Raw genomic sequence first — 16,817 nt, forward strand, 5'->3', positions numbered from 1 at the left:
ACGGGGAGTTAGCGCGAAGGGTTTCCGGCGGCTTTCCGAAAGAACCTCTCAGCAGCCGTCAAGGAAGCGGTCAAGCACCCGCACCCCGAACTGGAGCGAATCCACCGGCACCCGCTCGTCCACCCCATGGAACATCCCGGAGAAGTCCAAGTCCGCGGGCAGCTTGAGCGGCGCGAACCCGAACCCGCGGATGCCGAGCGCGCTGAACGCCTTCAGGTCCGTGCCCCCGGAAAGGGTGTACGGCACGGCGAGGGCGCCCGGGTCCTCCGCCACGAGCGCGTCGGCCATGGCCCGCACCAGCGGGCCGTCGAACCCGGTCTCGAGGGCGATGTCGTGGTTGACGAACTCCCTGGTCACGTTGGGGCCGAGCAGCTCGTCGACGGTCTGGAAGAACTCCTCCTCGTATCCCGGCAGGAACCGGCCGTCCACGTGCGCTACGGCGGTCTGCGGGATCACGTTCGTCTTGTAGCCCGCCTCCAGCAGGGTGGGGTTGGTGGTGTTGCGCAACGTGGCGCCGATCATGCGGGCCAGCGGGCCCAGCTTGGCCACGGTCGCCTCGGGATCGTCGAGGTCGAGTTCGAGCTCCAACGCCTTGGAGAGCTCGGTGAGGAGGGTGCTGACCGTCTGCGTCAGCCGTACCGGCCACTCGTAACGCCCGATGCGGCCGACCGCCTCCGCCAGCTCGGTGACGGCGTTCTCCGCGTTGAGCATGGAGCCGTGCCCGGCCCTGCCGGTCGCGGTCAGCTTCATCCAGGCGATGCCCTTCTCCGCCGCCTCGATGAAGTACAGCCTGCGCGCCTCGTCGATGGAGACGCTGAACCCGCCCACCTCGCCGATCGCCTCGGTGCACCCGTCGAACAGGTCCTTGTGCTCGGCGGCCAGCCAGTGCGCGCCGTACCCGCCCCCGGCCTCCTCGTCGGCGGTGAACGCCAGCACCACGTCCCGGGGCGGCCTGCGCCCCTCGCTGAGCCGCTGCCGCACGACCGCGAGGATCATCGCGTCCATGTTCTTCATGTCGACGGCGCCGCGTCCCCAGACGCACCCGTCGGCGATCTCCCCGCTGAGCGGGTGCAGGGTCCAGTCGGCGGCGTCGAAGGGGACGACGTCGAGATGCCCGTGCAGGAGCAGCGCGTCGCGGGAGGAGTCCTCCCCCTCGACGCGGACGACCACGTTCGCCCTATGGCTGTCCGACTCCAGGATCCGCGGCTCCAGCCCGACCTCGGCCAGCTTCTCCGCCACGTACTCGGCCGCCGCCCGCTCACCGGGGCCCGAGTTGTCACCCGCGTTGGTCGAGTCGATCCGGATCAGGTCACGGCACAGCCCCGCGACCTCGTCCTCACCATTGAGCGTGGTCATGGCGACTCCTTAGGATTGATACGGCTTGCGCCTCCCATCCTGCCGCCGCCGAGGCCGTCCCGGCATCCCCGCGGGACCTGCTCGCATACCGATATGACGCAAGCCCAAGAGTTTGCTAACCTGATTCCGCCGACGCGGGATGACGGTCCAGCGTGCAGGCACCAAGTCCGGGTGGCGGAATAGGCAGACGCGCTAGCTTGAGGTGCTAGTGCCCTTTGCGGGGCATGGGGGTTCAAGTCCCCCCTCGGACACAAACCCTTCTCCTATGGAGTCCTGGTCACTTACAGAGGTGACCAGGACTTTTCTCTTTCCCGGGTGATACACCAGCCGGAGTCCGAGGTTCGCGTAGATCTTCGCCTTCCGCAACGGGTCGGCCTGGGCGAGGAGCTGCACCGCGTCGCCGAGCTCGCGCATGAGCGCCGCCAGCTGGCCTCGGTCGAGCACGCTCCGGCGGGGCGGCGGCATCCGGCGAAGCCTGTTCTCCGCCTCCGCCTTGCGGGCCTGCTCCTCCCGGATCCATCCGGCGACCACCGCGGGGTCGGCACCGGCCTCCAGGGCGGCACGGTGCTGGGAGAGCCTGCGGTCGCAGTCGGCGATCTGGCGGCGGGCCATCGCGATCCCCTGCGCCTCGGGCGGCAGCAGGTCCTGGGTGGCCAGCAGGTCCTCCAGGGTGCGGCCGACGTTCGAGGGTGAGAAGAGCCTGCCGAGCCAGCGGTCCAGCCGCGGCACCACGGCGTCCTCGCGCAGGTAGACGTTGCGGGGATGCATCACGTGGTTGGCCAGGGCGTACTCCTCGGGGAAGCGGCACCGGTAGTACGGCGCGTCGTTGGTCCACTGCCCCTGCATCCTGCGCTCGCAGGCACCGCAGAACAGCAGCCCGCGCAGCTGGTACGGCTTGGGCGTCCGCTTGCGCGTCTTGTCCGTCGGCCGGTCGCCCCGGCCGGCCAGCGTCGTCTGGGCGGCGGCGAAGTCATCCTGGCCGACGATCGGCGCGTGGGCCACGCTCTCCGACCACACCCACTCCTGGCGGGAGTTCCAGCGGAGTTTGGTGGTGTGGCCCAGGCCGACGTCGTCGACGTCGATCAGGACCTCGTCCTTGCGCTGCCTGTTCCACACCTGGTGGCCCGTGTAGCGGGGATTGGTGAGGATGGCCCGCACCGCGCTCTTGGACCAGGCGATGCCGACACGGTGCCGGTTGCGCCCGGGGTCGTGGGCCGACGGGCTGGGGATGCCGTCGCGGGTGAGCCTCTCGGCGATGGCGAACAGGCCGTACCCGTCGAGGAACTCGGCGAAGATCCGGGCCACCACGGGTGCGGCCGCCGGGTCGAGCTCCAGCCGGTGCAGGCGCCGGCCGTCGGCGGCCTTGGCCGGGTTGGGGTGCGGGCCCGCGTCGCCCAGGCGGTAGCCGTACGGCGGCCGCCCCCCGAGGAAGCGACCCTCCATCTGCGCCTGGGCGGACATCGCGGTCCGCACCCGGATCTTGACGCGGTTGCGCTCGCCCTTGCTCATCCCGCCGAACACGCTCATGACGAGGTCGTGCGCCTCGTTGGCCGGGTCGATCGGCCCGCCGACCTCAGGCACCCACAGCGGCACCCCAAAGTGCTCGAAGATCGGGAAGGTGAGGCCGTACTGGTTGCCGTAGAAGGCCCGATGCGGCTCGCCGATCACCACGGCCTCGAACCCCCGATGCGGGTCGCGCAGCTCGGCCAGCAGCGCCGCGGCCTGCGGGCGCCGCTGCCAGGGGATCGAGCGGGACTTGTCGACGTCGAAGAACTCGGTGACGATCTCCCCGCCACGCGACTCGATCAGCGCCCGCGACCGGGTGATCTGCCAGGCCCGCGACGAGGCGGGGTCCTGGTTGTCCTCGGTCGAGACCCGACCGTAGAAGGCGAACCGCATCGGTGCTCCAGCTCTCCGTTCCGGGTTCTCAGGCGACGTCGGGGACGGCTGCGCCGACCGACTCCGCGTGGGCCTCCAGCAGGATCTCCAGCAGCTCCCTGGCGGCGCCGGGGGTCAGCCGGGGCGGGCCCTGCGGGAGCACCACGTGCACGCCGGGCTGGCCGGATCCCTTGACGGTGGTCATGATGGTCACGCTCCTGTTCGTGGACGGGGGCGCGGCTCCGGTGGCTTGCTTGGCGGTGGGCTCCGGAGCCGTTTCGCGGTCGGGGGTCGTTTCGGGGTTCACGGGACGGCCGGGGTACGGCCGCGGCGGCACAGGGCGCACCGGGCGGGGTGGGAGGCGCCGTGCGGGCAGCCATCGGTCGCCAGGGCCTCGGCCAGGGTCCGGTCGGCCGGTCCGGCCCGGGGCGTGGTGTCGACCGGGTCCGGCAGCTCGGCCAGGCGGCTGCTCAGGACCGCGTACGGGTTGCGGACGCCGACGGTGTTGGCGCCGACGTGCTCGGCCAGCGAAGCAGGGCTCCAGCCGCCGGCGAGCGCGGCCGTGACGGCCGGGGCCAGGCGCCGGACCTGTGCCGGTGACAGCGGCCAGGCCGCGCCGAGCGCTGCGGCGAAGCTCCGGACCGGCTCGGGGATCTCCTGCCCCGGCTCACCGCCGCCTGAGGCCCGGCCCGGCGCCGGAGCGCCGCTCGCACGTGCCCGCGCAGGCGGTGGTGGTTCATGGTGGTTCTCTGGTGGATTGGGTGACGCCTGTGTCACCCCTCCCCTGACACCTGTGTCACCCCTCGCGGTCGCCTGTGTCAGCCCGGACGGATTGTCAGGGGTGACATCCCGTCCGGGGTCGAACGAGTTATCCACAGTTTCCACAGACTCGTACACAGGTTCGATATCGCTGTGCACAGGCTTGCGGAGCACCAGGGAATACCCGTTCGTCCCACGAGGTCCGATTCCGCGATGCACGACCAGGTGCCCGGCGGCGACCAGGTCGGCCATGACCCGCCGTACCGAGCGGGGGCTGATGTTGGCCTTGCGGGCGATGGTCGCCACCGCGGGCCAGCACCCGGTCCCGTCGTCGCGGGAGCAGGCGTCGGCCAGCGCCAGCAGCACCAGGCGCTGGTTGCCGGACGTCGGCGAGTGCTGCCACACCCAGTTCATGACCGCGATGCTCATCGTGCCTCCCCCGCTCCGGGCAGGCGCAGGCCCCGGAACGGCCGAACCACCGCCTGCCCGTCGACCCGCCGTACGAGGACGTTGCGTGGCGCCGGCCGGGGCGCCCGACGCCAGGTCGGCCACGAGGGGCGGCCGGGCAGCGGCCGGGCCTTCGACGGCGCCGCGTAGGCGACGACCACCGTGACGGCCCGGCCCCGCTCCAGATACGTGCGACCGATCACCGGACCGCCTCGGACTCGGCGACCGGGCCGATGGCCGCGACCCGGCGGAGAAGCCTGAGCATCTGGTGAGCCCGCTCCAGGGCATCGCCCACGGGCGGCTCCGGAGTCGCCGGCCTGTGCTCCGGCGGCCCGCCGTGGTGACCGCTCCAGTGCAGGACCCGCTCCGCCAGCTCGTGGCCGTGCCTCACCCGCCACTCCGGCAGGGCCCTGACGGCACCGTGGGCGGCGTGCCACCACCCGGCGAGGCCTCGCGTGAGGCCGTACATCTCCGAGCCTCTCCAGGCGACCAGCCGACGGCCGCCGAAGACCTCGACGAGCCTCTCGGCCACCTGGTCGAGAGGCACGGCGTCGGCCGCGACGTCGCGCTTACGCCGGGGCGGAGCCGACGGCGTCAGGGCGACGTCGACGAGGACCTGGCCGTCGACGGAGAGCACCACGACACGGCTCGGCGCAGTTCGCTCCCATACACCCTCGGCCGGGCGAACCGGGATCTCGGTGACCGCCACGACGGCCGCGGCCGGGTCGGCCAGCACCTCGCGGGCCCAGGCGGCCGCGGCGGCCCGGTCGCGCTGCCAGGCACGGTGCCGGGCGTCGTGGTTGCGGATGTCCATCATCGCCATGACGCACTCACCGCACGCGAGCGCGCGGTCCACCGACAGCTCCAGCGGGCGCGTCGACTCCGTCAGACACACCCCGCAGACGTAGGCGTGGGTACGGCGGGCCCGGGCGGCGGCCACCTGGGCCTCACTGAGCGGCCGCATGGGCCGGGCCGTCTCGATCTCGTACAGGGGCGCATGCTTGTTGCCGTGGTAGAACAGCCAGCCGCGCGGTGCCTGCCCCTCGGCGGGACGGCGCCGGTGGTCCCGGACCAGCTGTGTCCGGGTGGCCAGGCCGTCGGGCACCTCGTCGTAGCGGTAGACGGGCAGGCCGTCGATGTGGGAAGCCATGGGTTCACCTCGATCTGTGAAAGTCAGCATGAGCGTGCGCACCCCGCCCGGGGCGGGGGCGCGTTCGGGGCGAACGGTCAGAGCGCGAAGACGGCCGCGACCGCGAGGGCGGCCAGCGCGGCGAACGCCAGGTCGATCGCCAGCCGCAGCCGCCGGTACTTGGCCCGGGCGGTCCGTGACAGGTGGACGATGTCGCGCGCCCGCCGGGCCTGCGGGTCGTCGGCCAGTACGGCCAGCAGCTCCTCGGCGTCCCTGACGGCGGCGTGGGCGACGAACCCCGTCCCCGGCCCGGAGCGCGGCAGGGACGGCCGGATCACGCCCAACGCCACGGCCGAGGAGGCGCCCAGCAGCGCCACCGCGCCCGCCAGGCCGACGCGGGCCGGGACGGCCAGCTCAGGAGCCAGTACCGACAGCGCGGCCAGAACGCTGAAGGCGGTCCCCGCGAACGCGAGCACCGTGGCGGCCTTGGCGTCGGTACGGGCCAGCTCGGTGCGGACCGCCTCGGTCTCGGCGAGCAGCTCGGCGGCGCCGTGCTCGTCGAGACGGTCCGGCCGGGCCCGTACCGTTCCGGAGACGGCTACCGGTACGGCCTGCGTCGGCGTCTCCGAAGCCGGGGTGAGGGGCGGGCGGGTGGCGAGGTCCTCGACGAGGGCCAGGTCGAGGTCGTCGATGACGATGACGTGCGCGGTGGCCAGCAGGTCGACCCAGACCGGGGCCAGGCCGGGGCAGGCGGCGAACTGCTCGTCGGTGATCAGGCCGTGGGCGTGGTCGACGGTGCGGTAGGCCAGGGCCTGGACCTGGTGGGCCATCAGCCAGCGCGGACGGCCGGCCGCGCGGACGCTGGGCGCCACCTCTCCGGTCAGGGTCGTCTGGAACAGGTGCCAGTAGTGACCCGACCGGTCCACACCGGTGCACCGGTCGTAGCGGCCCGGGCGCCATCCTGCGGTGACGGGCGTCAGGTGGCCGACGATCAGGCCGGTCTGCTCGGCCACCAGGGCGCGGGCGGCCTGCTCGGGCTCGCCGTAGGGGGCGAGGTGCCCGGCGGGAGGCGCGATGCCGGGGGCGGTGGCCTGCTCGAACATCAGGTACTGGCCTGCGGCGTCCTGGACGATGACGCCCACGCTCCTGTGCTCACAGGCGGTCAGTGATGTCGTGGCCGGGGCCGGGGTGGTGCCGTTGGCGGCGGTGATGTGCATGATGGTGTTACCTCTCGATCTATTGGGTTTGGGAGGGTGCGGGCGCGCCCGGCGTGGGTTGTCTTGGCGGATTGGCCACGTTGGTGCGCGCCCGTCGGCGTGTCAGGCGGCGGAGCGGTCGCCGGCCAGCAGCTCCTGCAGCAGGGGCCGGTGCGCGGCGAACACCTGGCCGTCGTAGGTGCGCGCCAGGTGGGCCGTCAGGACGCGGTAGGTGTCGGCGCGCACCCACGCGGCCCGTTTGGCGTCGTCGGCACCCACCGGGACGGGGAAGTCTGTCCAGTGGCCGGTATCCAGGTGCGTCCGGGCAGGCACGGTGACCATCCACGCCTCATCGCTGGCGCGGGGGTCGGGGACGTACCGGGCCGGAAGCGCCGTCCAGATCACCCCCTCCAGGACGAGGCCGGTCTCCTCGGCCAGCTCCCGCACCGCCGCATCGGCCGGGCTCTCGCCGGGGTCGACCTCGCCGCCGGGCAGCGCCCAGCCGTGCCCGTCGGCCCGCTCGACCATGACCAGCCACCGGGCGCCCTCCTCGTCGACGGCGGTCACGACGGCGTCGGCGCACAGCTGCTCACCCCAGTGGCCCAGCTCGCCGCGACCGCGCCCGATACCGGTCTTCTCGCACGGGTTGAGCGGGCGGCCGTCGACGACCTGGAAGGGGATCGCGGCGGCGGCCTGCCGGGCGGGCCAGTCGATCACGGTCGGGTCGGTTTCGGGGTCGGCCCAGCCGTCGCGGACGCCCTCGACCAGGACGGCGGGGTGCGTGTAGGTGTTCTTTCTGATCATGAGGGTTGGCTCCTTTCTCTGGATGACGGGCTTGTCGAGGTCGCGGTGGGTGACGCTCGTGCTGACCTGTACGCGGCGCAGCAGGTCGGCCACGGCCTCGGCCAGGGCGACCGAGCGGTGGCGGCCGCCGACGCAGCCGATGGCGATCTGGATGGGGCGGCCGCCGGGCCGGTCCAGCGCACCGCGCAGGCCCAGGGCGGCCGAGGCCAGGCCGCGCACGGCCTCGATGGCGCCGGGCGTGGCCAGCACGTGGGCGCGGACCGTGGCGTCCAGGCCGGTGCGGTACCGCATCGCCGGGTCTACGTGCGGGTCGCGAAGTGAGGTATGCACATCGAGGGTGACGTCGGCGGTGGGAGCCGGGGCGTGGCCGTAGCCGAAACTGGTGACCACCACCGTCGTGTGGTCGCCGTTCCGGTCAGTGCCGTACATCTCGGCGGCGGCCGTGGGCAACTGGGCAACGGCCTGCTGCAGGGCGTAGTCGGTGCTCATGAACTGTCCTTCTCTGGGTTGAAGGGTGATAGGGCGGGTGCGGGTCAGGAGGCGGTGGCGACCGCGCGGCGGCGGGCACGCAGGGTGGGGTGGGTGCCGGTGATCCAGCCGCCGGCCCGGTACCACCACGGGTCAGCCGGAGCTTCGGCCAGGGTGGTGGTGACGATGGAGTGGCCGGGCAGTCCGGCGCCGTCCAGCAGCCGCACCGAGTAGACGTCGGCGGCGATCTCCTCGCGCCGCTCGTCGCGGCGCTCCAGGAGGGTGAGCACCACTCCGGCGGCCAGGCCCAGCACCATCAGCCATCCCGGGGCACCGGCGAGCACGGCGCCCATGGTGAGGGCGATGACGATGCGGACGTCCCGGCCGCGGGCGGAGCCGTGGGTGTGGCCCAGGGCGTGGTGAGCGACCTCGTGGGCCAGCGCCCCGTGCAGCCGCGCCGCCGGCCCGTTCAACAGGCCGGTGCCCAGGCCGATGCGGCGCACCCCGGTGCAGGGGTCGGTGTAGCTGACGGCCGCGTCCTCAAGGCCGGGCTCGATGACGACCAGGACGTCGTCGACCGTGGCGGTCCGGGTGAGCATCCCGGTCAGCCGGGCGAGTTCGGCCGCCTCGGCCGACGCGGCGGGGATGGGCGTGGAGGCCTCGGCCTCTTCACCGTCGGCCGGAGCGTCCGTCCGCGGCGCCTGGCGATCGTCGAGCGGGTCGGGATCGACGGCGGGTGGGATCAGGTCGGGCCAGTCGGCGGCGGAGATGACGCGCCCCTGCAGCGGGGCGTCGGTGCGGTTCATCGTGGTCCTTCCAGGCGGTGTACGGGGTGTGCGGGTGTACGGGTCCGGAGGGGGGTTCAGCAGGTTCGGAGATGTTCAGGAGGGGGGTCGTCATCCCCCGTACGCCCCGTACAGGTCCGGTGTTTTCGCTGCTCAGGTGGGTGTACGGGGCTGTTCGGGAGGGGTGTGCGGGTGTACGGGGCAGACGTGCGGCCCGTACACCGCGGCCCGTGGTCAGGCCGCGGGCCAGGCGGCCACCTGCGGCGGCACCTGGACTTCGCCGCGGTGGATGCGGTCGGCGGCCGCCAGGACATCGGCCAGGGCGTAGCCGCGCTTGTGCTTGCCCGACACCAGGAAGGCACGCGGCAGCGGCCGGATGCCCAGCGGCGCCAGCAGACCGGGTAAGTCGGCCTGCTCCAGACCGAGCAGCGCGGCCAGCGTTTCCGAATGCATCCGCTCGGCGGCACCGAAGGCGGCGATGGTGCGGCGCACGATCTCCGGCAGCGGCTGCTCGACCGCCGGAGCCGACGGGGCAGTGACCGGCGCGCCAGACAAACCACTCGGGGTGGTGGGCAGGGCCATCAGGTCCGGCCAGTCGGCCGCCGTACCGGTGGCCGCCGGAGCGGCCGGAGGCTGGGCGGGGGTCGTCAGGTCGGGCCAGTCGGCGGCCGCCCCGCCGGACAGGACCTCGAAGCGGGGCCGCGGAACGACCGCCGCCGCGACCGGCGCGGCAGAACCGGTGCTCGGGCCGGAGGGCAGGCAGGCGACCGGCGCCGGACCGCCGCCGTCGACGTCACCGTCTTCGTCGTCGAAGTCGTCGGCCATCGCGGCGAAGACGGCGCGCATCCGCTCCAGCCGGGTGGCGTAGGCCGGTCCGGCCGCCTGCGCCGAGGCCTCGTCCAGATCCGGCCGTAGACCGGCGATCGCCAAGGCGGCGGCCTCGATCTGGCTGGGGGTGATGTTGTAGGCCCGGAACGGCCGCGGCTGGGCGCCGTCGACGCTGATGAACCCGGTGCCCTTGCCGGCGAGCTGGTCCATGGCGATGCCCAGGTGCCAGCCGAACATGTGCCCCAGCTCGTCCTCATCGGGCCCGTACATCTGAATGCGCACGCCGGTCTGGCGGCGCATGTTCGTCGGCACCAGATCGCTGGTGGGCCGCAGCGAGGAGATGATCACGTTGACGGCCTCGTTACGGCCGATGTTCTGCAATTCCCCCAGCAGCGCCTCCAGCTGCCGGTCCTGCACGGCCTGGGCGCCCTCGTCGACCACGATGGTGATCTGCGGCAGCTGTGGGCTGACCGGCAGCAGGCTGGTGTCGTGGGCGCGCTTGAGCTTGCGGTAGGAGGCCTTGCGGTGCTTGGCGATCGTGATCCCTGAGGCCAGCATGAGCTTGCCCTCCTCGGCGTTGGGCGCGGCCCAGTCGATCGGGCACCGGGTGACCTTGCCGTCCAGCCACACGTCGATCCACGGCTGGGTCAGGCCACCGCCGTTGAGGTCCAGGTGCCACACCAGGTGATCGGCGCACCGGCCCAGAGCGACGGAGATGTCCTGCAACAGCGTGGTCTTGCCCGAGCCGCGTTTGCCGGAGACCAGCATCGACTCCTCGCGCACCACGGCGCCGACCAGGTCGGAGTTCGAGTACTCGCCGAAGACGACGGGCTCCAGCACGCTGCGCGGGCTGTGGTCGGCCGGGTAGGCGATGACCTGGGACAGGCGGTTGACGGTGTTGACCCGGGCGATGACCAGGCGGCGGTTGCCGCCGCCGACGAACTCCACCCCGCAGCCTTCGGGCAGGCAGGCGTCGGTGGCCAGCGCCTCGGCGCGGTCCTGCAGGTGCTTGCGGGTCACCCCGCCGCCGGGCAGGGTCAGGTGCACGTCGTATCCGGCCCGGGTGGGCCAGACGATGACGTTGGTGACCTCGACGCGGACGCTGCACACCCGCTGGATGCGGGCCTCCCAGTCGGTGCCGATCGCCGCGACGTTGCGGGTGACCAGCGCCGTACCGGGCACCACGGCCGGAGTGCGGCGGCGGGCGGTGGCCCTGCCCAGCGGGGACAGCACCCCGGAGGCCAGGGCGCCGACGCCCAGGGCCGCCCAGACGGGCTGGGCCCACACCGTGGTGGCCAGCGTGTAGGTCCACCAGCTTCCCGCCCCGATCCAGCAGCCGACCCGGTAGAGCAGCGGGGCCGTGGAAAGGTCGCGGTGAGCACCGGCCACGACCGTCCCCACGGTGCCGACCGTGCCCGCGGCCACGCCGACCAGCGGGTCGAGGTGGGTCACGTCGCCGACCACACCGAGCGCGGCCAGCGCCAAGGCGCCCTGCACGGTCGCGCTGACCGGGCCGCGCGGAACCAGCGACCAGTCCACGCGAGGTGCGTGGGCGGCGCGGTTTCGGGCGGTCCGAGGACGCGTTCTCGTGGTGGTGCTCACCGGAGTGTCTCCTTTCAGCGGTACTGCGAAGGCCACGGTCAGAGCCGAGGCCGGGGCGGCTAGATGCGGCCGGCGTCCCAGAGCGTTTCGTTGGTGCGGGGAGCGTCGCCGCGCTTGAGGTCCTCGGCGTGAGCCCGCTTGAACAGCGGCGCGACCTCCTGGGCCAGGCTGATCAGGTGGCGGTGGGCGGCGTACAGCTCGGCGAGCTTGTCCACCACGGCCGGGTGAATGGGGTATTCGGACTGCAGGCGGGCGGTGTAGGTGCGGATCGCCATCGCGACGTTGGCCGGGACCTCGGCCAGCTGGTCCATCTCCCGCGCCACGGTCCACATGTCCTCGGGGGCGTAGCGGGAAGCAGCGGCGTTGACGTCGGCCGCGGCAGCGGCGAGCGGGAAAGCCATCGGGCTCCTCCAGGTGGCAGGGCCGCCGGTGGGCGGCGTGTACGGATGACGGCGCCGGCGGGTGCCGGAGCCGGTGACGGCGGGCTCGACGTTCGCTCCGGTGGCCTCCGGACTCGGCGAGTCGCCGGGCCTGCTGGTGTCGGGCGCGCCGGCCGGGTCGGGTTTCTTGCCGGTCTCGGGGGTGTCGGCCTTCGTCTCTTCGGGCTGGGCCTCGGGGGCGGACGTGGCCTTGCGCGCCTTACGGGCCTGGTAGCGGTCGACCAGCAGGGCGAGCAGCGTCAGCAGGAACGCGGCGGCCTGGCCGTCCCAGCGCCACAGCAGCCCCGCCGCTCGACGCCGCATCGCGCGGAACCCGCCACCGGCCCGGACGGCACGCCAGGCGGCCGAGACGCGCCGCCCGGTGCGCCGGTCGGCCCAGGCCGCGGCGCGGCGTGCCTGCCGGAGCGTGAAGCGTCCGGCGGCCCGCCCGGCCCGGGATCCGGCCCGTCCGGCGGTCCGGCCGAGGCGACGCCCGGCCCGACCGGCCCAGGCGAACACGCGGCCGGCCCGGTGCCCGGTCTTGCGGTCGATCCACGCGGCGCCTTGGCGGGTACGGCGTGCGGCCGCACGGGCGCCTCGGCCAGCCAGGCGGCCGAACGCCCGCCCGGACCGCCCGACGCCCCGAGCCACGCCACCGACCGTCCGGACGGCTCCGGTAACCGCTCGGCTCGCCCGCCGGGTGACCCGGCCTGTCCCGGCGACCGCGCCGCCGATTCTGCGACCCGCGCGACCTGCCGCGGCCAGCGGACCCTGGCCACCCGAACGAGACGCCTTGGCGCCACCGGTAGCCGCGCCGCGACGGCCCGCACGGCCGGTGAACGCCGTACCACCGGACCGAGCTCCACCACCGGACCGCGACCCACCGGCCCGGCCGGCACCACCTGAGCGACTCGCGCCGCCCAGCAGCCCTGCGGACCGGCCGGAGCGACCGGACGAGAAGCCCAGGCCCCCGGTGCCGCGACGGCCACCGGACCCGGGCAAAAGGCCGGCGCCGGATCCACGGCCGGAGCGGCCGGTCGACCGGCCTCCGCTGAACAGGGCACTCGTCACGCCACCGCGGCGCGACGTGCCCGCCCCGCTACCGGCTGAGCCGGTCGACCGGGACGCTCCGGAGTGGCGGCCGGAGTGGTCGCGCCGGGAGCCGCGGCGCAGGTAGGCCACGGCACCGCCACCGGCCAGCACCCCACCGCCGATCAGGCCCGGCAGGCCCAGCAGCTGGTACAGGCTGCCCAGCACCACCGCGGAGGCCGACAGACCACCTGCGGCCAGGTGCGCGGCAGGCACCCCGGCATGCTCCTCCGAGCCGTCCTCGTCGTCCTGGTCGATGTCACCGGCCGGGTCGGCGCTGGACTCGCCGGGAGGGCTCCATACCTGGTCAGCCGGGGTGTTCGGGGGGGACGTACGGGGGGTGTTCGGGGGTTGGGAAGCGACCGCCGGGGCCTCGACGGGCTCGGTGCCGACGGGGCCGGCCGAGTCGGTGCCGGTGGAGTTGGCCGTGGTGCTCATCGGGTCACCTCCGCCGTGCTGCTCCAGTCCAGGCGGCACCACGCCGTGCGCCCGGCCGGACCGGTCGTGGCCTCGTAGGCGTCGGCCAAGCGGGCCACGATGTCGGCCAGGCCCCAGCCGGAGGCACCCGCCTCGCGGCGGACCGGGACCGGACGCGGCCCCTGGTCGATCACACTGACCTCCACCGCGGCCGCGGTGACCTCCACCCGAACCGTGAACGCGCCACCAGGCGCACCGGACAAGCTGTGCAGCACGGCGTTGGTGATCAGTTCGGAGGTGACCAGGGCCACGTCGGCGGTACGCGGACATCCGGCGGGCAAGCACTTCAGCGTCCACGCGCGAGCGGCGGGGACCTGCTCGGGCACCCCGGCGAAGGTGCGGGCCATCATGGCGCCACCTCCCGCAGCAGCGCGGTGATAGCGGCGTTGACGTCCAGGTGTTCATACTCGCGGCCCAGGGGCACCAGCCCGAACGCCCGATCCAGGAAGTCCTGGACGGCCTCGCGCTGGGCGTAGAGCGCGAAGGGGTAGCCGTGCTCGGGGGTGACGGTCAGGACGAGGTAGTCGTCGACCTCCTCGTGCGGGGCCACGGTGACGTCGCCCTGCCCGGCCCGGTCGAGCAGGCCGGCGGCCAGCAGCATCCGGGCGAAGCCGTACACGACGGTCTCCTTGCGACCCTGCACGAAGGCCAGGCGCACGGCGTACGGATCGCTGACGCGGTAGGAGAGCACCGCCGCGAGCGGATAGTCCGGCCGGTCCGTCGGCCACAGTGTGATGCCCTTGGTGATCTCACGGTTGCTCATGCCGCTGCCTCCTGGGCCAACTCCGCACGCAGCACGCGGGCGGTCTTGGGCGCGCAGCGCAGGGTGCGACGGATCTCCTCGACGGTGGTCTGCTGCGGGTCGATCGTCCCGGCGGTGATCGCGGCGTGCAGCGCGGCGCGGTGCTCTTCGATCGACCGGCGGGGGGTCGGTTCCTCGCCGTCATCGTCGATCGACCGAGGCGCCACCTGCTGGTCGATCGAGCGGCGAGGCGCGTCGATCGAGGCGAATCGATCGAGCGGCGCCATGCCCGCCTCGCCCGCCCGGGGAGCTGGGATCGACTGATGGTCGATCGACGGGCCCGGCTCGATCGAGGGGGAGGCGATCGACCCGGTGAACAGAATCGATCGGGCCACGTCGTCGCGGCGCTCAGCGAACGCCTTGAGCCTCGCCATGGCCTCCTCACCCGCCTCGATCGACTCGGCCGAGGTCGTGCCGGGGCGGACGATCGACCCGTCCACGATGACCAGACGGCCGTCTCTGGCAGCGGCTCGATCTGCCTTACGCTCGTACCTCACGATCGAGCGAGCCAGACGCCGGTCCCGGCGAGAAGCGGCCGGCCCGACCCCGTAACGGTCGATCCACGCCGCCGTCCACGCCTCCTCGGTCGAGCACTCCTCGCCGCGGGAGGCGCGGATCGAGGCTGCGGCCCAGGACAGGCGCGGGTAGCGCAGGCGCCGCCAGGCCGCCCGGCGAATCTCCGCCGCGGAGCGTTTGGCGGCGGTCTGCTGGGTCAGTGAGGCGGTCAGCTCCCACAGGGCGATGCCCAGCAGGGAGGCCAGCGCGAGGATCACCCCGACCTGCAGTCCGTCGCTCTTGCTGGCCGTGACGCCGTGCCAGAGGTTCATCGTGGCGGCGATGCCTGCCAGGCCCCAGGTCGCGGCCCGATAGCGGCCGATCGGCAGCTGGGCCGCGATGGCGCGGTGCACCAGGTAGGCGATGTACCAGACCCCACCCTCCAGCGCGATCGGCAGCGCCGGGGCCATGACGCCCAGGTGCATCACATCGCGGGCGAACTCCAGCTGCCCGCGCCAGGCGATCGCGATCGGCGCGCCCATCGCCACGGCGCCCACGATGACCGGCGCGCGGGTGACCACCACGGCGGCCAGGACTCCGACACCCCGGCGCACCGCAGTTCGACGGTCGACGCGAGAAGCAGCACGCTGGCGACGACGCTCGGCGCGACGGGCGGCCTTACTGGCAGCCCGCTCGGCACGAGCCTGTTCGGCCTGGCGAACCTGCTCGGTCGCCATCTGCATGCGCGCCTGCTCCAACCGCAGGGAGGTTTCGGCGCGGGTTGCCTCGGCCTCGGCCCGGCGCGCATCAGCCTCGGCGCTGGCGACGACCCGCTCAGCGCGGGAGTCGTAGTAGGAGGCGGTCATCACGCCACCGCCCCGGAGTCCTCAGTGAGCTGACGGGCGGCCATACGGCGGGCCGTACGGCGCCGGTTGTAGACCATGCTCTGCCGCTTCCAGGGAGCGGTGCCGCCGCGAATGCCGTGGAACCAGGTGCGGGGCAGGTCGTACTCCTCGCGCAGCGCAAGCTCCAGGCACTCAGCCCGTACGGGACAGTCACGACACAGCCGACGAGCGGTGGCCTCGTACTCGGCGCGACGCGCCATGACCGCTTCTGTCGGCTCACCGCCATTCGGGGAAGGCTCGGACGGAAACCAGGCGTCGGGGTCAGCACTGCCGACGCATGCTCCGACGCCAAGAACACGACGGGACAGGGTGGGGGTGGACGCGGCCGTCACGGCCGTGATCAGGGGTGGAATGATGGACAGCATCCGGGTGTGTCCTTTCCTGGGTGAACCCGGTTCTCGCGGCCCCGGTGTTGCACCACCGGGGCCGTCTTCGCTGATCTGTCTGCCGCCCCTCTAAGAAGACGGCTACAGGCTCACCTGTAGATGCCTACTCGACTAGAGGAGTTGCCTTCTCTTTATGACTCCTCTAGACGAGTTCGTCAAGGCTATCTGGCAGGCAATTCGTAGGAGAGCAGGTAAGCGTCGCTGGACATGACCGTGTCGCACACCTCAACGGGGCGGCCATCGACGGCGTAAGCCGTACGAACCAGACGGAACACAGGAACACCGGGGGCAAGCTTCAGTGCACGCACCTCGTCGCGGAACGGCATCCGAGACTGGATCTCCTCGACGAAATGGTCGAGCTGGTAGCCCAGCTCCTCCAGCCGGGCGTAGATGCCACCGGGCCCGCTGTCCGGCTGCTCGATGCGGGTACCTCTCGCGATCTCAGCCGGAACGTAAGAGACAGCTGTTTCCACTGGCTGCCCATTGATCAGGTATCGCCGAGAACGGGAGATGACCGAGCTGTTCTCCCCAAGCCGAAGGAGCTCGGCGACCTCGACCGGCGCCTGAATCTCAGCGATCCTGATGGAGTCCACCGACGGCTTCCCACCGGCCCCCTCAGTCTCCGCGATGAACGCGGCCTTCCCCTGGTCACGATGCCGACGGGCGAACCGGTCGGAGGCCAGTCGCCGAACCGGCGGCCGCGACCGCACGAAGACCCCGCGGCCATGCTCGGCCACCGTGAGCCCCTCGCTCTGCAGGACCTGGAGAGCGTTCCGGATGGTCATCCGAGCGACACCGTAGTGCTGCATGAGCTGAGCCTCGGAGGGCAGCTTGTCACCCTCACGGAGAGTCTCACGGCCGATCGCATCCCGGATGTGATCGGCTATCTGGCGGAACACAGCCCGGTCGCCGGCCGGGTCCAGCTCCGGCAGCGAGAGCTCCGCCATGCTCTAACTCCTCAACTCGTACATACGTGTACCGTCGAGTCTAGT

At 72.7% G+C, this 16,817-nt stretch carries 16 protein-coding genes, 1 tRNA gene and 1 pseudogene; 2 read left to right on the forward strand and 16 right to left on the reverse strand.

Annotated features, from left to right (window positions below):
• Positions 1-48: 48 nt before the first annotated feature.
• On the reverse strand, positions 49-1,356 hold the full coding sequence (locus PKF00_RS00665; protein ID WP_271215329.1) for a M20/M25/M40 family metallo-hydrolase: 1,308 nt from the start codon (positions 1,354-1,356) through the stop codon (positions 49-51).
• Positions 1,357-1,521: 165 nt separating this feature from the next.
• On the opposite strand from PKF00_RS00665, the gene PKF00_RS00670 reads away from it, so the two are divergent.
• Positions 1,522-1,607, forward strand: a tRNA-Leu gene (locus PKF00_RS00670).
• Between the two features lie 64 nt (positions 1,608-1,671).
• Positions 1,672-2,049, forward strand: a complete 378-nt coding sequence (locus tag PKF00_RS00675) for a hypothetical protein (RefSeq protein ID WP_271215330.1) — start codon at positions 1,672-1,674, stop codon at positions 2,047-2,049.
• A gap of 99 nt (positions 2,050-2,148) precedes the next feature.
• Here PKF00_RS00675 and PKF00_RS44565 read toward each other — a convergent pair.
• From PKF00_RS44565 to PKF00_RS00755, 15 genes and pseudogenes are all read right to left on the reverse strand, one after another.
• A pseudogene (locus PKF00_RS44565) lies at positions 2,149-3,255 on the reverse strand (recombinase family protein); the annotation flags it as partial.
• 28 nt (positions 3,256-3,283) lie between these two features.
• Positions 3,284-3,439: a hypothetical protein gene (locus PKF00_RS00690; RefSeq protein WP_271215333.1), complete on the reverse strand. Its 156-nt coding sequence runs from the start codon at positions 3,437-3,439 to the stop codon at positions 3,284-3,286.
• A gap of 98 nt (positions 3,440-3,537) precedes the next feature.
• Positions 3,538-4,422 (reverse strand): helix-turn-helix domain-containing protein, encoded by an 885-nt coding sequence (locus PKF00_RS00695; protein WP_271215334.1) that lies wholly within the window; start codon positions 4,420-4,422, stop codon positions 3,538-3,540.
• Positions 4,419-4,643, reverse strand: coding sequence for a hypothetical protein (locus tag PKF00_RS00700; RefSeq protein WP_271215335.1), 225 nt, complete (start codon positions 4,641-4,643; stop codon positions 4,419-4,421). The genes PKF00_RS00695 and PKF00_RS00700 overlap by 4 nt, the downstream gene beginning before the upstream one ends.
• On the reverse strand, positions 4,640-5,590 hold the full coding sequence (locus PKF00_RS00705; RefSeq protein ID WP_271215336.1) for a hypothetical protein: 951 nt from the start codon (positions 5,588-5,590) through the stop codon (positions 4,640-4,642). Before PKF00_RS00705 ends, PKF00_RS00700 begins: the two co-directional genes overlap by 4 nt.
• A 77-nt stretch (positions 5,591-5,667) precedes the next feature.
• On the reverse strand, positions 5,668-6,786 hold the full coding sequence (locus PKF00_RS00710; protein WP_271215337.1) for a Pycsar system effector family protein: 1,119 nt from the start codon (positions 6,784-6,786) through the stop codon (positions 5,668-5,670).
• A 102-nt stretch (positions 6,787-6,888) separates the two neighbouring features.
• Positions 6,889-8,058, reverse strand: a complete 1,170-nt coding sequence (locus PKF00_RS00715; protein WP_271215338.1) for a RapZ C-terminal domain-containing protein — start codon at positions 8,056-8,058, stop codon at positions 6,889-6,891.
• A gap of 44 nt (positions 8,059-8,102) precedes the next feature.
• Positions 8,103-8,843, reverse strand: a complete 741-nt coding sequence (locus PKF00_RS00720; RefSeq protein WP_271215339.1) for a M48 family metalloprotease — start codon at positions 8,841-8,843, stop codon at positions 8,103-8,105.
• A gap of 213 nt (positions 8,844-9,056) precedes the next feature.
• Positions 9,057-11,189, reverse strand: a complete 2,133-nt coding sequence (locus PKF00_RS00725; RefSeq protein ID WP_271215340.1) for a hypothetical protein — start codon at positions 11,187-11,189, stop codon at positions 9,057-9,059.
• A 122-nt stretch (positions 11,190-11,311) separates the two neighbouring features.
• Positions 11,312-13,198, reverse strand: coding sequence for a hypothetical protein (locus PKF00_RS00730; protein ID WP_271215341.1), 1,887 nt, complete (start codon positions 13,196-13,198; stop codon positions 11,312-11,314).
• A complete protein-coding gene (locus PKF00_RS00735) occupies positions 13,195-13,587 on the reverse strand; it encodes an ATP-binding protein (RefSeq protein ID WP_271215342.1) in 393 nt (130 codons plus the stop codon). The genes PKF00_RS00730 and PKF00_RS00735 overlap by 4 nt, the downstream gene beginning before the upstream one ends.
• Positions 13,584-14,000, reverse strand: coding sequence for an SsgA family sporulation/cell division regulator (locus PKF00_RS00740; protein ID WP_271215343.1), 417 nt, complete (start codon positions 13,998-14,000; stop codon positions 13,584-13,586). The genes PKF00_RS00735 and PKF00_RS00740 overlap by 4 nt, the downstream gene beginning before the upstream one ends.
• Complete coding sequence (locus PKF00_RS00745; protein ID WP_271215344.1) at positions 13,997-15,400, reverse strand: DUF2637 domain-containing protein; 1,404 nt, start codon at positions 15,398-15,400, stop codon at positions 13,997-13,999. Before PKF00_RS00745 ends, PKF00_RS00740 begins: the two co-directional genes overlap by 4 nt.
• On the reverse strand, positions 15,400-15,804 hold the full coding sequence (locus tag PKF00_RS00750; protein ID WP_271215345.1) for a WhiB family transcriptional regulator: 405 nt from the start codon (positions 15,802-15,804) through the stop codon (positions 15,400-15,402). Before PKF00_RS00750 ends, PKF00_RS00745 begins: the two co-directional genes overlap by 1 nt.
• A 182-nt stretch (positions 15,805-15,986) precedes the next feature.
• Complete coding sequence (locus PKF00_RS00755; RefSeq protein WP_271215346.1) at positions 15,987-16,772, reverse strand: GntR family transcriptional regulator; 786 nt, start codon at positions 16,770-16,772, stop codon at positions 15,987-15,989.
• Between the last annotated feature and the right edge of the window lie 45 nt (positions 16,773-16,817).

The sequence above is a fragment of the Streptosporangium carneum genome, assembly GCF_027922005.1.
GTDB classification, from domain to species: Bacteria; Actinomycetota; Actinomycetes; order Streptosporangiales; family Streptosporangiaceae; genus Streptosporangium; species Streptosporangium carneum.